Annotated in this window: 12 protein-coding genes, 1 tRNA gene and 1 pseudogene; 6 read left to right on the top strand and 8 right to left on the bottom strand. The window is 67.6% G+C overall.

Going from position 1 to position 15,699, the window contains the following annotated elements; translation table 11 throughout:
• The first annotated feature begins 19 nt into the window (after positions 1–19).
• Both FKR81_RS30300 and FKR81_RS30295 read left to right on the top strand, forming a co-directional pair.
• Entirely contained in the window at positions 20–511 is a 492-nt protein-coding gene (locus FKR81_RS30300; protein WP_146357037.1) for a DUF6326 family protein, read from the top strand.
• 127 nt (positions 512–638) lie between these two features.
• Positions 639–1,034, top strand: a complete 396-nt coding sequence (locus tag FKR81_RS30295; RefSeq protein ID WP_146357035.1) for a hypothetical protein — start codon at positions 639–641, stop codon at positions 1,032–1,034.
• 776 nt (positions 1,035–1,810) lie between these two features.
• Here FKR81_RS30295 and FKR81_RS30290 read toward each other — a convergent pair.
• From FKR81_RS30290 to FKR81_RS46060, 3 genes and pseudogenes are all read right to left on the bottom strand, one after another.
• Positions 1,811–2,434, bottom strand: coding sequence for a CHAP domain-containing protein (locus tag FKR81_RS30290; protein WP_146357033.1), 624 nt, complete (start codon positions 2,432–2,434; stop codon positions 1,811–1,813).
• Between the two features lie 174 nt (positions 2,435–2,608).
• The gene (locus tag FKR81_RS44465; protein WP_222598449.1) at positions 2,609–3,745 is read right to left on the bottom strand and encodes a beta-galactosidase; all 1,137 of its coding nucleotides are present in this window, start codon (positions 3,743–3,745) and stop codon (positions 2,609–2,611) included.
• Between the two features lie 234 nt (positions 3,746–3,979).
• Positions 3,980–4,498: pseudogene (locus FKR81_RS46060) on the bottom strand (helix-turn-helix domain-containing protein); the annotation flags it as partial.
• 314 nt (positions 4,499–4,812) lie between these two features.
• On the opposite strand from FKR81_RS46060, the gene FKR81_RS30280 reads away from it, so the two are divergent.
• Positions 4,813–5,244, top strand: a complete 432-nt coding sequence (locus FKR81_RS30280; protein WP_146357029.1) for a hypothetical protein — start codon at positions 4,813–4,815, stop codon at positions 5,242–5,244.
• A 568-nt stretch (positions 5,245–5,812) separates the two neighbouring features.
• The gene (locus FKR81_RS30275) at positions 5,813–7,111 is read left to right on the top strand and encodes a tyrosine-type recombinase/integrase (RefSeq protein ID WP_328593171.1); all 1,299 of its coding nucleotides are present in this window, start codon (positions 5,813–5,815) and stop codon (positions 7,109–7,111) included.
• A 205-nt stretch (positions 7,112–7,316) separates the two neighbouring features.
• Here FKR81_RS30275 and FKR81_RS30270 read toward each other — a convergent pair.
• Positions 7,317–7,389 (bottom strand) — tRNA-Ala (locus FKR81_RS30270).
• A gap of 123 nt (positions 7,390–7,512) precedes the next feature.
• On the opposite strand from FKR81_RS30270, the gene FKR81_RS30265 reads away from it, so the two are divergent.
• Positions 7,513–8,814 carry a phenylacetate--CoA ligase family protein gene (locus FKR81_RS30265; protein WP_235921851.1) on the top strand — a complete coding sequence of 434 codons (1,302 nt, stop codon included), beginning with the start codon at positions 7,513–7,515 and terminating at the stop codon, positions 8,812–8,814.
• Here FKR81_RS30265 and FKR81_RS30260 read toward each other — a convergent pair.
• From FKR81_RS30260 to FKR81_RS30245, 4 genes are all read right to left on the bottom strand, one after another.
• Entirely contained in the window at positions 8,804–9,562 is a 759-nt protein-coding gene (locus FKR81_RS30260; RefSeq protein WP_146357025.1) for a DsbA family protein, read from the bottom strand. The genes FKR81_RS30265 and FKR81_RS30260 overlap by 11 nt on opposite strands.
• Before the next feature lie 47 nt (positions 9,563–9,609).
• The gene (locus tag FKR81_RS30255) at positions 9,610–10,902 is read right to left on the bottom strand and encodes an MFS transporter (RefSeq protein WP_146357023.1); all 1,293 of its coding nucleotides are present in this window, start codon (positions 10,900–10,902) and stop codon (positions 9,610–9,612) included.
• 491 nt (positions 10,903–11,393) lie between these two features.
• Complete coding sequence (locus tag FKR81_RS30250) at positions 11,394–12,203, bottom strand: GNAT family N-acetyltransferase (RefSeq protein WP_146357021.1); 810 nt, start codon at positions 12,201–12,203, stop codon at positions 11,394–11,396.
• Positions 12,196–13,260, bottom strand: a complete 1,065-nt coding sequence (locus FKR81_RS30245) for a glycosyltransferase (RefSeq protein ID WP_146357019.1) — start codon at positions 13,258–13,260, stop codon at positions 12,196–12,198. The genes FKR81_RS30250 and FKR81_RS30245 overlap by 8 nt, the downstream gene beginning before the upstream one ends.
• A gap of 36 nt (positions 13,261–13,296) precedes the next feature.
• Between FKR81_RS30245 and hrpB the strand changes: the two genes are divergently transcribed.
• Positions 13,297–15,699, top strand: a complete 2,403-nt coding sequence (gene hrpB, locus FKR81_RS30240) for an ATP-dependent helicase HrpB (RefSeq protein ID WP_146357017.1) — start codon at positions 13,297–13,299, stop codon at positions 15,697–15,699.

Genomic DNA, 15,699 nt, shown 5'->3' with positions numbered 1-15,699 from the left:
CACAACAACGGAGCCCATGATGACAACACGTCAACCCACCGCCGCCACTCTGGAAGACCAGCGGATCCCGGTGAGAGCCAAGCTCGCCGCAACGTGGACAAGCTTCATGTTCCTCTACGCCTATGTGGACATTCTCAACTTCTTCACGCCCGGCGTCATCAAAGACATCCTCAACGGCAAGGTCTTCGAGTTCGACCTCTCCCAGACCTTTTCGACCACGGCGCTGACCCTCGTGGCCATCCCGATCCTCATGGTCGTGCTGTCGATGACGCTGCCCGCCAGGGCGAACCGCGTCACCAACCTCACCGTCGCCTCGCTCTACGTCCCCGTCACGGCGTTCAACGCGGTGGGCGAGTCCTGGCTGTACTTCTACGGCCTCGGCATCGTGCTGGAACTGATCCTTCTCGCCCTCATCGTGCGACATGCCTGGACCTGGCCCCGCACCGCACCGTCGGCGACCGTGGCGACTAGCCCGGACCGTGAAACCGTTCGCGCCCAACAGCAAGCGTGAACCCAAGAGCGGTCCCCGTCCTGTTCGGAGCCATCTGCCTCGGTGCCGCGGTGTGGGCCTCATGGCGGTGGGACACCAACCACTCAGGTCCACCAGTCCCTACCGGACACCCAGGAGGTCCCCGGTCATGATCACCACACCAACCGTGTCCGGGAAACCGGGTCAGGCTCCGGTTGAGGAAGTAGGTAAGGAAGTTCCAGCCTTCGACTTCGATCTGCCACAGCAGCCGTGGGGTGACGTCGCCGACGAAGGGGGCGATCATCGCTTCGCGGTGTTGGGTTACCACGCCGGGATGATCGACTCGCAGACCCTTGAGGACGATTTTCTTCCCGTTCTCCAGTTGGAGGGCTACCGCGACTTCGGAGTTGAGTCCTTCGGAGGAGGCTGTCGTCGCGTTCAGCACCGTGCCTGCCTGCGCCTCGATTGCGGACCGGGCGCCGAGTGGAAGTTGGTACCAGTCGGTGCGCAGCATGCGACTCCTCAGGATGTGCGAGCGTGGCCGGTCGAACCGTACCTGCCGTGACCCCGACCGCCGGGGTGCGAGGTCAGCCGCAGAGGTAGATGTCCTTGTCGCTCATTGCATTGACCCGACTCCATACGCCCAATCCGGCACCATCGTGACCGGACAACGCCCGGATGGCCGCCCCCAAACGCCCGCTGCGCCAAGAACCAGTGCCCTGTGGCGTTGCAGCCGCCTGCATCGCCCAGGCGTGGTCTACGACGATCCCGAAGGTCCCGACCAAACATCACCCAGACGGGCGGCACGCTTCTGGAGCAAACTGTGACCCTATTTCGCGGTGCTGCGGGCCGTGCTCCAGTTAGTGCAACACCGTCCACAGTGGACAGCAAACGAAGATCGCCCACCGAACCTGTTTACACAGGTCAGCGGGCGATTCGTATGCTGTATCAAATAGTGGAGCTGAGGGGACTCGAACCCCTGACCCTCACACTGCCGGTAAAATCCACAAAGGACTTTGACCAGCGGGAACCCAAGAACCCCAGGACATCCAGTACCATTGACTGCCGTTCAACGCCGTTCGGTGATGTTCAGCTCGTTGCTGTGCTCCAGTTTTGCTCCACCACGTTCAGCGTGAGACTCACCAGAAGCGTCACGAAGTGCCTGCAACACAAGGGTTACACAGCGTCGACACCAACGTGGACACTTCACTGCATAAGGGTGCTCCCGCCGACATCTCGGCGCTACCGCGTCGACACTTTCTGTAGGCCAGAGCAGACGGTGCTGATCAACAGGGTGCTGGGGGCGATCGCTCGCCCCCAGCACTCGTCGTCAGGACACAGTCACCTGCGAAGCGGCGAGACGTATCCCACGACCCGCTTGGTGTCGCGGTTCTTGGCGAAAACGCCGTCGCGGGACGCGCCGCCGGACACGTTGCCCTCGATCGTGCTGAGCCGCCCGTTGGCGTACCCGGTCACGATGCCGACGTGGTCGACGTCCCAGCCGTCTCGGCCGAGGCTCGGTCGGCTCCCGTCCCAGTCGTAGAGAACAGCGTCACCGGGTGCGGGCACATACCCGCCGCCATTCGCGTGGAAGCGGCCCCGATAGGCGCGGTAGAAGGATCCTGCCCACGGATCCAGGCCGGTGACCCGTGCGCCGCCGACCTTCCAGACGAACCGGGCGAAGTCGGAGCACCACTGGTTCGAGCGGAATTTGTAGCCGTTGATCACACCGCATTTGTCATCACCGCTCGTGCCCCAGTAACCGCTGTAGAAGTTGCAGTTGTTGGGACCGGCTTCCCGGTTGGTCCTGCTGTCGTTGAGCTCGCCCTTGGCCGCATCGGTGATGCAGCTGCGCAATGTGACGCAGTCCGGTGGCAACGGCCCGGCAGCAGCCGTTCCCGGTTGCAGCAGCGGCAACGCCATCGCCGCGGAGAGGAAGACAGCCAGTTTGGTTGTGTGGTTCATGCCGTGCTCCTTTGGTTTCGCGCCGCTGAATTCGAAAGTCGGTACCGGCGCAAAACCACCGTGGATCGGCAGGGCGATCCACGGCAATGGCTGAGACGTCCTCTGATACCCCGGGACGTCGTCTTCGAGATGACCTGGGCTTTCCCTCCAATGCCGAGACGTCGCGGGATGGCGTTACCGGTGTTCGAGAAGTACGGGAAGCTCACTCACCCGCGTCGTGCCGCCGGGATCGGCCTGTGTCGTAGCACCGTCGAGCTGGTGCACCGTGATCTGCCCCGGCCCGGTCACCACGTCGGCCGTTCCCTTGTCTGTCCAGATGAGGGTCGCGTCGTGACGCCCCGAGGCGTCGATCATCGAGAACTGGCACTGCCAGACGTTCTCCGGCCGGTTGACGGCCAGGCCGTGGCCGCACGCGCTCAGCTCGGCGTGGTCGAGCCAGTTCTGGAGCTGCTCGACGGCGAGAGCCGCCGCGGTCGGCGCTCCCCCTTCCGGCTGCAGCACGAGGGGAATCCTGGACCCGCCCCAGTTGTAGAAGTACATGCGGCGCAGGTTCAGACGGCGGCCGTACAGGCCGACGAGGAAGTACCGGACCGCGTAGGCCCGTGCTCGTTCGGCATCTAGTGGGTTCTCGAGCAGGATCTCGTAGGTCGTGCCGGTGCTCCACACCGACGGGTGCACGTTGGCCTGGTGGAACGTGCGGTCGATGCGCTCGAGCAGATCGAGCATGGTCTCCGGTGGTTCCGCCGCGCTGCGCTGGTGGAGCTTCACGCTGGCGGCGTCGCAGTGGTCGTAGCCGTGCAGTTCGGCGAACCTGCGCATGCCCTGGAGCGCTTCGTCCTTCCACAACTGCCCCATACCCGGGCACACGATCCGTGCCTTCGGATCAATGCCCTTGATGATCCGGCTGGCACGGCTGCTCGCGTCGACAAGGCGCTCCACACCGCCGTTGTAGTAGCGCGAGTCGTTGCCCATGACCCACAGTTCGTACGCCTCGATGCGGCCTCGGTACCGACGTGCCAACGCGTTCACGAACGCGTCCCAGTGCGCGAGGTCGTCGGGCAACGCGGCGCGTGAACCGTCGTCGTACGCCATCCTCGGCGCATCAGGTGCTGCCCATTGCGGCGTCCCGCCGATCACGAACAACACCGGCAACCCTGCCTGGTTGGCGCCCGCGACCAGCCGATCGAGAATGGTCCAGTCGAACTGCGCCTGCCGCGGCTCGAGGTTCGCCCACCGCGTCTGGCTGTCCCACAACCGCACGCTGCCGACCCGGAACGACGGCATCTTCCCGGTCGAGCTGTTCATCGTCACGCCGAACAGCTCACGAGGAAGAGACTGAGGGGCCGTTTCCCATGAGGACACGGTTTGCTTCGCCGACTGAGGCGTGCCTGGGCGCAACGCGACGAACAACGCGGCAAGGCACACTGCCGCCAACACGAGACTCCACCACCTGCGCCGGCGGCCGCGTGGAATACGTTCAGTCAGGTCCTCGTCCAGCTCCTCTGGTGCGGTCAGAGCCGTCCACAGCCCGAGAAGCTCAGTGAGCTCCACATCGGAGGCCCCGCATTCCTTGGCGATGCGCATCACCAGGTCGTAATCGGAAGGGACCGCGGCGCCAGTGCAATACCGGTGCAGCGCCGAAGTACTGATGAACACCTTGCGCGCCAGACCTGCGTAGCTGAGCCGGCTCCGGACCTTCAGCTCGTACAGCGTTCTAGACAGTTCCGGTGCAGTTCGCAAATTCCCCACCACAGCTCCTCGTGTCCCGCTCCCCGACACACGCCATGTGAGACAGACGGCCCCCGAGGACCGCGAGTTCAGCCGCACCACACCATTCACACCAACGGATGCGCGATCGTGCACATTTGGGTGCCACGCAGGGTTATGCCATACGAAAAAGAATCCTGGCTCGCGACGAAGTCCGGGCCTCGCCCAACACGAGCATCCCGCAGCCGTCCCAGCCGTGTGGCGAAACGGGAAGTCAGCACGTGGTGGGCATCCCGCGGCAGAACGGGACGCCGAATGCGTTGTCCCCCACCGGTCCAGGCGCGACGGTGTGAGCATCACCCCACAACGACGGAGAGACACCACATGAAGAAGCAAACGCGGGCCGTGTAGGCCGCACTTGCCATCCTCGGCACGATCGTGACGACACCCCTGAACGCATCCGCCGCCGATACGTCCACCGGTTCATGCCGGGACGGTCTGCCTTCGGACGTGTTCCGGGACAGGCCGGTCGTCCCGGAATCGGTACATCGTCGCAGCGTGCGCCGGTTGCGGCGTCCCACCCGTCCCGGAGCCATCTCGGGGCCTTGCTGGGGCCGCCGACCCCGCCGAAGACTCGAACGAACCAGATCGCTCACCGAAAGGTCCGACACATGAACGTATCATTGAAGAACACCTGGCGGCGCGTGGCCGCGATCGCCTGCACCCTCGCCGTCTCCGCGTCATTGCTCCAGGCGGCAACTGCCTCACCCGCGTCCGCCGACGACAAGTGCACCGTCGGGGTCATCTGCTCGGCCACGACGAATCTGTCCGTTTTCCGGGTTCGCGTCTCCAAAAGTTGGTGCCCTAAAGACGGCGCACCGTGCCCAGGCTCGGACGAGATGTGGCTCTACCCCGGGCAGTCGACCCCGCTGCTGGAGGACTGGGACGCGTTCCGCATCGACTCCGGCTGGTGTTACTCGTACTTCCTGACGCCGCCAAACATCCCCTACCGCAAGTACGGCCACAAGTGGGTACGTATCCACAACGGTCAGCGGGCAGACATCCTCGGGCAGGCTCGGGTGCCGTCCTGGCTCTGTGTCTAATTAGCGCCTGCCTCGTGAACGACGAGCAGCGCGACACCGATCAGAGAGCGAAAGACCGGCGCACAGGCCTTGCACGCGGAGGTCGACACCCGATGAGAGGGTTACTCAACCCCTGCCGCACCAGCCCATCGCGCGAACGATCCTCAAACGAAGCAGCGAATTTGCGCGTGGCGCCTCATGCGCGCTCCGACCGTGTGCCGCTCGAAAAGTCATCGCCGCAGCGCGGCAGCGAATCTTTCCCAGGCTGGGAGCATGCTGGGATGATCGTGTCACTGCTGTATAAGGTGTGGCGGTCTACACAGGCACCAACGAGGCCGCCATGAGCAACTGCTAGCACGCACGTGGTCGAGGCTGCCGTGCACGCCGAACAACGCGAAGGTGCAACGGCATGCATGACGGCCAGCGCCATAAACGCTGCCGCCAAGATCAGGACGACAAACACGGTTTCCCAGGGCGCAGCGCAACAGCAGCAAACCATCGCCGTACGGCGATCGTCGGCCATCACGTAACCAACAGACGCGCGAAGAGGCGGAGTCCACGCGCTGCTGACAACAGCTGACAGCTCTCGATCAACGTATTCGGGTCCCACAGCCGGCTTGCGGTCAAGGACATCGAGGCGCACAACTGCTGTGTCACATCCCCGCCATCCTGGAGTTCGTCATGGCCTGGACAGAACAGATCGGCAAGCAATCCTGGCGCGTCCGCTACCACACCGGCGACGGACACACCGCCTCCATCTCCGGCTTCACCACCAAACTGGCCGCCGACAAACTACGCCAACGACATCGAGTCCGACCAACGCCGCAACACCTGGCTCGACCCCGCCCGCGGCAAGACCACCCTCGCCGAATGGGTCAACATCTGGTTCACCGCGCTCGACCTCGACCCACGCACCATCGACAACTACCACAGCATGCTCCGCTGCCACATTCTGCTGCGGTGGGGCTCCATCCCGCTCAACGCGATCACCGCGCTCGGCGTCAACAAATGGGTCGCCGACCTCCACGCGCTCGGCTACGCCAACTCCACCATCGCCGGCATCGTCAAACTCCTGTCGATGATCCTCACCGACGCCGCCGACGAAGGACTCATCCCCGCCAACCCCGTCCACCGACGCAGACGCCGCGGACGACGCAGCCACCGCATCCAACGCGAACGCGTCTGGGCCACACCCGACGAAGTCCTCCGCATCGCCGACCAAGCCGAAGCACTCGGCGGCGACACCGCCAGACTGCTGATCATCACCGCCGCCTGGACAGGTTGCAGATGGGGCGAACTCACCGGACTCCACCGCGACAACCTCGGCCTCGACCGCGGCATCCTGATCGTCCACCCGGGCTTCGGCGCCCTGCACGAGAGCGCCCACAAGCAGTGGCTCGGCAATCCGAAGACCACATCCTCGGCCCGCGTCGTCACCCTGCCACCGTTCCTGATCAAGCTCCTGCGCGACTACCTCAAACGGCACGACAACGAGTTCGTGTTCACAGCGGACGGTGGAAACTGGTTGTGGCGCAGCACCTTCACCCAACGGATCCTCAAACCGGCCGTCAACGGCAACGAAGACAGGCCACGCAATCGCGCCCGCACCGTAGCTATCCGGCCCGGTCTGACGTTTCATGGACTGCGGCATAGTCACAAGACCTGGCTCATCGCCGACGGCGCACCCGAGATCGCCCAAGCCCGACGACTCGGCCACCACCTACCCAACCGCGTCACCGAGGTCTACTCCCACGTCGCACCCGAAGTCGAACAACGACTCCTCAACAATCTGCAACGCCGGTGGCGCGCCGCCACCGCAGAAGTCAAAGCACACCCGCAGCCACCGGAACCAGCCGCACGACGACTCTCCGGGCCCGTTGCCGCTTAACCAACACAGCGACCCTCACCCCGTTGGTAAGAGGGACACCCCATCCACGCAGACCAACGACCCAGGGAACGATCTTCCTGGAGAAACCCGCTCCAGAACCTCTCCACCACAGCAGAGCAAGACGATCAAGAGGTGATCGCCGGTGAAACGCAAAGAACCCGCCTGACCAGCGGTGACCGCTAGACCAGACGGGTTCTACAACTTGTGGAGCTGAGGGGACTCGAACCCCTGACCCTCACACTGCCAGTGTGATGCGCTACCAGCTGCGCCACAGCCCCTTGAAGGTCCACGTTCCCGGCGGTTTCCCTGCCGTTCTCGCGTGCTCATACCGTACAACATCGGGCCGAACAGATAAAAATCAGGGGGTACCCAACAAGCATCTGGGCTGGTAGGACCGGGTGATGACCACCCACACCGCCGTGCAGCTGGTCGAGCCCGACGCCGAGGGCATGCACCCCGAGCGGCGCCGAGAGCTGCAGCAACGACGTCTCCGCACCCTGGTCGACCGGCTGCTGAAGGCGGGTGGGCTGCAGGCGGAACGGCTCAAGCAGGCGGGCGTGACGTCGGGCACGGATGTCGGCCTCGACGAGCTGCACCTGCTGCCCACCGTCAGCAAGCAGGACCTGTGGGACCACTACCCGGACGGGCTGCGGATGGCGCGGCCGGAGCAGGTCGTGTGCGTGCACGGGTCGTCGGGCACGGGTGGGCGGCCGACGCTCGTGCCGTACACGGCGCACGACATCCGGATCTGGGGGCAGGTCATGGCGCGGGCACTGGGTGGGGCCGGTGCGACCCGCAGGAGCGTCATCCACAACGCGTACGGGTACGGGTTGTTCACCGGCGGGCTCGGGGTGCACCACGGCGGAATGCGTTTGGGCGCAACGGTTGTACCCATCTCGGGCGGGATGACGGAACGGCAGGTCAGGCTCATCCAGGACCTGCGGCCGGACGTGTTGTGCTGCACACCTAGCTACGCGATCCACCTCGGTGAGGCGCTGAAGGCCGGGACCACGCTGAAGGTCGGCGTCTTCGGCGCCGAGCCGTGGACCGAGGAGATGCGGCAGCAGATCCAGGACCTGCTGGGCATCCGGGCGCTCGACATCTACGGGCTGTCGGAGATCATCGGGCCCGGTGTGGCGTGTGAGTCCCTTGACTCGCAAGGGATGTTGAACGTCGCGGAGGACCACTTCTACGTCGAGGCGATCGACGAGGACGGCAGGCCAGCGGAGACGGGCGAGCTGGTGGTCACGACGCTGACGAAGACGGGCATGCCGTTGTTGCGGTACCGGACCGGTGACATCGCGACCGTGAAGGACGCGGTGCCCGGTGCGCCGCGCACGCTCAGGCGGATGAGCAAGTTGTTGGGGCGCAAGGACGACATGCTGGTCATCCGCGGCGTCAACGTGTTCCCGACGGAGATCGAGTCCGTGCTGCTCGCCGACGAACGGGTCAGCCCGCACTACCTCATCGTGGAGGACCGGCGCACGGCGCGGCCCGAGTTGAAGATCGCGATCGAGGCGGAAGGTGTTGACAGCGAACAACTGCGCGCCGAGCTCGTCGTGAAGCTGCGGGAGCGGCTCGGCATCACCTGCGACGTCCACGTCCTCGCGCCCGGCACGGTGCCGCGCACCGAGACCGGGAAAGCACAACGCCTGGCCCGATGGAGTCAGGGCCAGGCGCCGGTTCCCGGAATCAGCTCTTGAGGAGGTCGCTCAGCCAGCTGGAGTTCTGCCAGTCGACGGGTTGACCGTTGGCGACGACGGTGGGCGTGCCGCGGAAGGCGCCGTCGCGCTGCAACGACGGTTCCTTGCCCACCCTGGCCATCTCGTCGTCGAGGATCTGGTTGTAGGTGCCGTTCTGCACGCACGGCTCGAACGCCGCGTCGGTGATGCCGAGGTCCTTGCCCAACTTCACGAGCTTGGTCTTGTCGTGGCCCGCGGTTCCTTCACGCGGCTGCGCGGCGAACAGGCCCTCGAAGTAGGACGGGAACTTGCCCGCGTCCGCCGCGCACAGGGCCGCGTTCGCGGACTCCTGCGAGTAGCCCTCGGGGTTGGACGCGCGGTTGAGCATCGGCAGCATGTGGTAGCGCACCTTGAGGTTGCCGGCGTCGAGCTCCTTGCGGATCTGCTCGCCGTACTCCTTCTCGAACGCGCCGCACGCGGGGCACAGGAAGTCCTCGTACATGTCGACGGTCACCTTCGCGGTGTCCTTGCCCACCACGACAACGGCACCGTCGCGCGCCGACGGCGCGGACGTCACGTTGTCCGGCTTCGGTGCGGCGAGGTCCGAAGTGGACCGGCTCCACAGCACGCCGCCGATCACGGCGACAGCGAGCACCACCACGACCACGACGCCGACGATGATCTTCGTGCGGTCGTTGCCACCTCGGGCCTGGGACACCGCACGCGCGGCTTGCTTCTTCTTCCGCGCACTGCGCTCTGCACCACCCACGGCGGCGAGCGTACCCAGTCAAACTGAGTGGAACCTGAGTGCGCGGGTCACGCCTCCGGGTGACGTGGCCTGCCGCCGACGCGCTCGCCGGTGGGGACTTCCGCCCCTTCGTCGAGACAGCCGCACTCGCTCGCCACGCTCTCGGCCGTGTGCTCGTCGACGTGCTGCGGCAGCGTCTCCGGCGAGACCAGCCAGAAGCCCAGCGCGACCAGCATCGCGGCGCCGGTCGCGGTGAACGCGACCTGGTAGGAGAACTGGTCGGCGAGGAAGCCCGCGAGCAGCGGGCCGATGATGGCGCCGAGGTCGGTGACCATCTGGAACCCGGCGAGCACCGGACCGCCCTTGCCCTTCGCGCCGATGACGTCGGCGACCACGGCGTTCTGCGGCGGGTTCAGCAGGCCGGCGCCGATGCCCGCGACGAGCGACGCGGCCATGAACAGCGGCACGGTGCTCGTGAAGCCGATCCAGATCGTGCCGATCGCGGCGGTGACGAGTCCGGCGATCGCCATCGGGCGCCTGCCGTAGGTGTCCGCGACCTTGCCGGACACCATCAGCACCGCGGCGTTGCCCGCCGCGAACACCGACAGCGAGATGCCCGCCACGGCGGGCGAGTGGTGCAGCCCCTTCACGACGAACAGCGGGATCAGCGAGATCCGCACGCCGAACACGGCCCAGCCGTTGGCGAACCCGGACGCGAGCGCCGCGCGGTAGGCGGCCGAGCGCAGAGCCGTGCGCAGCGTCATCGTCGGGGCATCGGACTTGTCCAGCGCGGTGAGCGTCGACCGGCGCAGGAAGAACCACACGACGGCCGCCGCGACGCACAGCATCACGCCGTACGCGACGAACGGCACGCGCACCGAGAACGACGCGAGGCCGGCACCGATGATCGGGCCCGCGATGTTGCCGAGGAGGAAGCCGGTCGCCCACAGCCCGGACGCGCGGCCGCGCATCGGCGCCGGCGTGATGCGGATGAGCAGGCCGAGCGCGGCGACGGTGAACATGGTCGAGCCGACACCGGCCATCGACCGCCAGATCAGCATCTCGGTGTAGCTGGCGGCGAAGCCGCACGCGGTGGTGCCGGCGGCGACGATGAGGATGCCGACGATGTAGACGTTGGGCTCGCCGAACCGGCTGACCAACCGGCCGCTGACCGGGGCGAACGCGAGTCTGACGAACGAGAAGGCGCTGATCAGCGCCGCGACCGCGGTGGTGCCGACGTTGAACGCCGATGCGTAGGCCGGCAGAACCGGCGCGACGATGCCGAAGCCGACCGCGATGATGAAGCTCGCGGCGACCAGGACCCAGACTTCACTCGGTAACCGCACCTCGGTCCGCCGCACGCGTGCCCTCCTTTAGCCCTGCTAAGGATATGTCACGCGGCAACTAAATATCTCCGCTGGACGGCCTCATCACAGGCCGCCGACACGCTTACGCAGGCGTCCCCGCAGTCGGGGGTCCCCTGTTTTCAACTCTGCCACGGGGCACTGACATTCCCGGTGCCGTCGCATCGAGTTGTCCACAGGCCAGTCGAGTTTGTCCACAGGTCCAGAAGCTCAATCTGCTCGACCTGGGCGACTTGGCACGGTGGCCCGGCTGACCCGGCGTTGACCCAGCTGACTTGGCGCGCAGACCCAGACACGTCGCGCGCCAGCCCGAACACTTCGCATGCCGATCCGGCACTTCGCGCGTACCCATCCGGACGGCTGACACGGCCGCGCCTGCAGCCCAGCCGCCGCGCGCTTCGCAGGAATCCCCGCCGGGGGAACCCCTAAAACAACCATCCCACGAGACACCGACAGTTCCGGGCGCCCGAGCCCGGTCAACGGCCCGTTCAGTCGAGCAGTTCGTCGACCCGCCGCACATAAGCGGTCACCGGATAGGCGGCGACGAACCCGCACGCCTCAGCGAACCGCTCCCCCGACCCACCCTCGTCAACCTGCGAAGCCACCAACAGGGCACCCGCCGAACGCAAGGCAGCCACCGCACCGTGCACCAAAGACCGCCCAACGCCACGCCGCCGCCGCGCGGGCCGCACGATCACCTGCTCGACCAGCCCGACCCCGTGCTCGGCGAACCCGCCGACGAACCCCGCCAGCCGCGCACCGTCGTCGACGACCAGCAGCACGCAGCGCGGGTCGTCGAGCCGGTGCCCGAGGTACTTGATCAGCCGTTCCCGCGCGCCGATGAGCTCGTCCGACAGCAGCTCGGTGATCCCCGGCAGGTCGGCGTCGACCGCGCGTCGCACCGACGTCTCCGCGACCGAACCGCGGTGCACCACGGCGACCAGTTCCTCGACGGCGTACCAGCCGGAGTCGTCGGCGATGCCCTCGATCTCGTCGACGGTCGTCGGCGACGCGTACACGACGGCCTCGGCGCGTCCGACGTCGGCGAACGTCTGCTCGAGCCGCAGCAGGGTGCCCGCGACCTCGACGGACGACCCGTCCAGCCCGCACGCGAAGTTGCCGGACGGCAGGGGGTTGTCCCTGTTCACGACGACCTGCGCGGACCCGACCCGGCCGATCTTGCCGTAGCGGACGGCGCCCGAGGCGAGCCGCGTCGTCTCGATCAGCGAAGCCAGCGCCCGCGCCCGGTACGGGTCGAGCAGCTCCGGGTCGTCGGGGTCGCGCAGCGGGTCAACCAACGCGCCGGTCCTTCCACACGGTCCCGCCGCGCAGCACGCGCCACGCGCAGTCCAGCAGGAACGCGCCGACCAACGCCCACGAGAACGGCGCCAGCACGGCGGACGAACGCGGCTGGCCGCAGCGCCGCACGTACTCGTGGTGCGACGACGCCTGCGCCGCCCACGCCACCGCGCCGAGCAGCGAACGCCTGCGCAGCACGGCCACCACGGGCGCGAGCCCGAACAGCAGGTGCACGACCCCGCCGAACAGCAGGAACGCGACGGCACGCGCGCGGCTGCCGGTGATCTCCTGCACGCCCGGCACGATGCTCTTGCGCAGCGACCGCCACGTCTGGCCGAAACCGTCCAACCCGGACGTGGTCAGCAACGCGGTGGCATCCACGAGGCGCGGCACACCGCCGGAGTCGCGCACGGCCGTGGCGATGCCGACGTCGTCCGCGTGCGTCCCGGCCAGCGCCTCCCAGCCGCCCGCGCGCTCGAAAGCCTTGCGCCGCACCACGATGCAGTGCCCGATGGCGAGCGCCGTCATGCCGCGGCCGTCCGGAGGAGACCCTTCGAAGACCAGCGTGTTGAACGCGGGCAGCAGCAACCACCACGACGGGCGCGGGCGGTCGGCGAGACCCGCCACCGAGACCAGGTCGGCGCCGACCTCCTCCGCGGTCGCGACGAGCCGCGGCACGAGGTCCGGAGCCGGCACGCAGTCGGCGTCCATGAACAGCAGCCATTCCTCGTCGTCCGAGGCCAGCACGCCGAGGTGCATCGCGTGCACCTTGCCCGCCCAGCCCTTCGGCGGACCGTCGCCGTGCACGACCTCGACGCCGAACGACCGCGCGACGTCACCGGTGCCGTCGGTCGACGCGTCGTCGACGACGATCACCCGCTCGACCTGTCCCTTCAACGCGGGCAGCAGCTCGGGGAGCGTCGCCGCCTCGTTGCGCGCGGGCACGACGGCGACCACCGACGCGGGTGACGCCGAGCGGGACAGCTCCGGCACGCGACGCCACTGCGCGAGCACGCGGCTGGTGCGGGCGACGGCCGCCGCGGCAACCACTCCCATCAAGACCATGGTCCAACCCTGACACACTCACCGACTGTGGAGCTGCCCGATCTGCCGGTTCGTGCCGTACTCGACGACGTCGTCGGCACGCTCGCCGCCCGCGGCTGCGCGGTGCTCGTCGCGCCGCCGGGCACGGGCAAGACGACGCTGGTGCCGCTCGCGCTGCCGGGACGTGTCGTCGTCGCGGAACCGCGACGCATCGCCGCACGTGCCGCGGCCGCGCGGATGGCGTCGCTGCTCGGCGAGCAGGTCGGTGAGACCGTCGGGTACTCGGTGCGCGGCGACCGCAAGGTGTCGCGGCGGACGCGGATCGAGGTCGTCACGTCCGGGCTGCTCGTGCGGCGCCTGCAGAACGACCCGGAGCTCGCGAGAGTGGACACCGTGCTGCTGGACGAGTGCCACGAACGCCACCTCGACGCGGACCTGCTGCTGGCGCTCCTGCTCGACGCGCGGGCGGGCCTGCGACCGGACCTGAAGATCCTGGCGACGTCCGCGACCGTTGCCGCGCAACGACTTTCCGAGCTGCTCGGCGACGCTCCGGTGCTGCAGGTCTCGGCGCGCACCTACCCGACGGTGACCTCGTACGTCCCGTCGGCACGCGGTGAGCGCATCGAGGCGACCGTCGTCCGCGCGACCAACCGAGCACTGTCCGAAGTGGATGGTGACGTGCTGGTCTTCCTGCCGGGTGCGGCGGAGATCCGCAGGGTGGCGTCGATGCTGAACGTCGAGACCGCGGTGCTGCACGGCAGGCTGGGTTCGTCGGCGCAGGACGACGCGCTGCGCCCCGGTGACCGGCAACGGGTCGTGCTCGCGACCGCGATCGCCGAGTCGAGCCTGACCGTGCCGGGCGTGCGGGCGGTCGTCGACGCCGGGCTCGCGCGCGTCCCTCGGGTCGACCACCGCCGCGGACTGGCCGGGCTCGTGACGGTCCGCGTGTCGGCGGCCGTCGCGGACCAGCGGGCGGGCCGGGCCGGGCGTGAGGCGCCGGGCCGGGTCTACCGGTGCTGGCCGGAGCACGAGCACGCGACGCTGCCGCGCTACCCGGAGCCGGAGATCAGGACGGCCGACCTGACGAGGCTCGCGCTGGAGCTCGCCTGCTGGGGCACGCCGGACGGTTCGGGGCTCGCGTGGTGGGACGCGCCGCCCGCGGGCGCGCTCGACGCCGGCCGCACCGTGCTGCACGCGCTCGGCGCTCTGGACGACGGCGGTGCCACCGAGCGCGGACGGCGGATGGCCGGACTCGGACTGCACCCGCGGCTCGCGCGAGCGCTGCTGGACGGGGCGGATCTGGTCGGCGCGCGCACCGCCGCCGAGGTGGTGGCGCTGCTCGACGACGACGCTTCCGCGACGAGCAGTGATCTGGTGACCGCGCTGCGGGCGGACGGCCGGTGGCGGCGTGAGGCGCGCAGGCTGGAGAAGCTGGTGCGGCAGCAGGGAACGCCGTCGACCGATCCAGTTGAGACAGTGCGGGCAAGCGCGAAGCAGGGGTCCCCGCCAGGGGGTCCCCTTGCAACAATTATCCCACGCGACACCGACAATTCCTGGCCCCAGCACGACCCAGCGCTGGTAGTGGCACTGGCCCACCCGGAACGCATCGCCAAGCGCCGCAACCAGGGCAGCTCCATCTACCTGATGGCCGGCGGCACCGCCGTGGAGGCACCGGGCTTCGGCGACGCCGAGTGGCTGGCCATCGCGATCGCCGACCGGGAACCGGGCCGCACCCACGGCAAGGTCCGGCTGGCGGCGAGGGCGGACGAGCAGCTGGCGAGGACCGCGGCCCCCACCCTCCTGCACACGGCGCGAGACATCCGCTGGGACAACGACGTCGTGGCCAACGAGCAGGAGAAACTGGGCGCGATCGTCCTGAAAGAACGCCCGCTCACCGACCAGAACGCAATCCAGCAGGCACTCAGACAAGGCCTCGAGACCGAAGGCATCGCGCTTCTCAATTGGACCGACGAAGCCAGGCGGTTGCGAGCGAGACTCGACTTCCTGCATCACACAGCGGGCTGGCCGGAAATCACCGACGACCAAATGAGACAAAGCGTCGACCTTTCCAACGCGCGCCGGAAAGCGGACCTGAACAAGATCGACGCAACCAGGATCCTCCGCCAGCTGCTGCCGTGGCCGGAGGCGGCGAGACTCGACGAGCTGGCGCCGGATCACGTGGAAACCCCTGGTGGGCGCAGCAGAAAGGTCGACTACACACCCGACGGGCCGGTCCTCAGGATCAAGATCCAGGACGCCTTCGGGTGGAAGGACACACCCAGGATCAACAACCAGCCGATCCAGCTCCACCTCCTCTCCCCCGCGGGCCGTCCGGCCGCGGTCACCAGTGACCTGGCAAGCTTCTGGCAAAATGGCTACGGGCAAGTGAGAGCGGAATTTCGAGGGAAATACCCAAAGCACAAGTGGCCCGAGGTTCCCTACGATCGGTGA

It is taken from the genome of Lentzea tibetensis (genome assembly GCF_007845675.1).
GTDB lineage: Bacteria > Actinomycetota > Actinomycetes > Mycobacteriales > Pseudonocardiaceae > Lentzea > Lentzea tibetensis.
The sequence above is the reverse complement of the archived record's forward strand: the minus strand, read 5'-3'. Positions and strand labels throughout refer to the sequence as shown.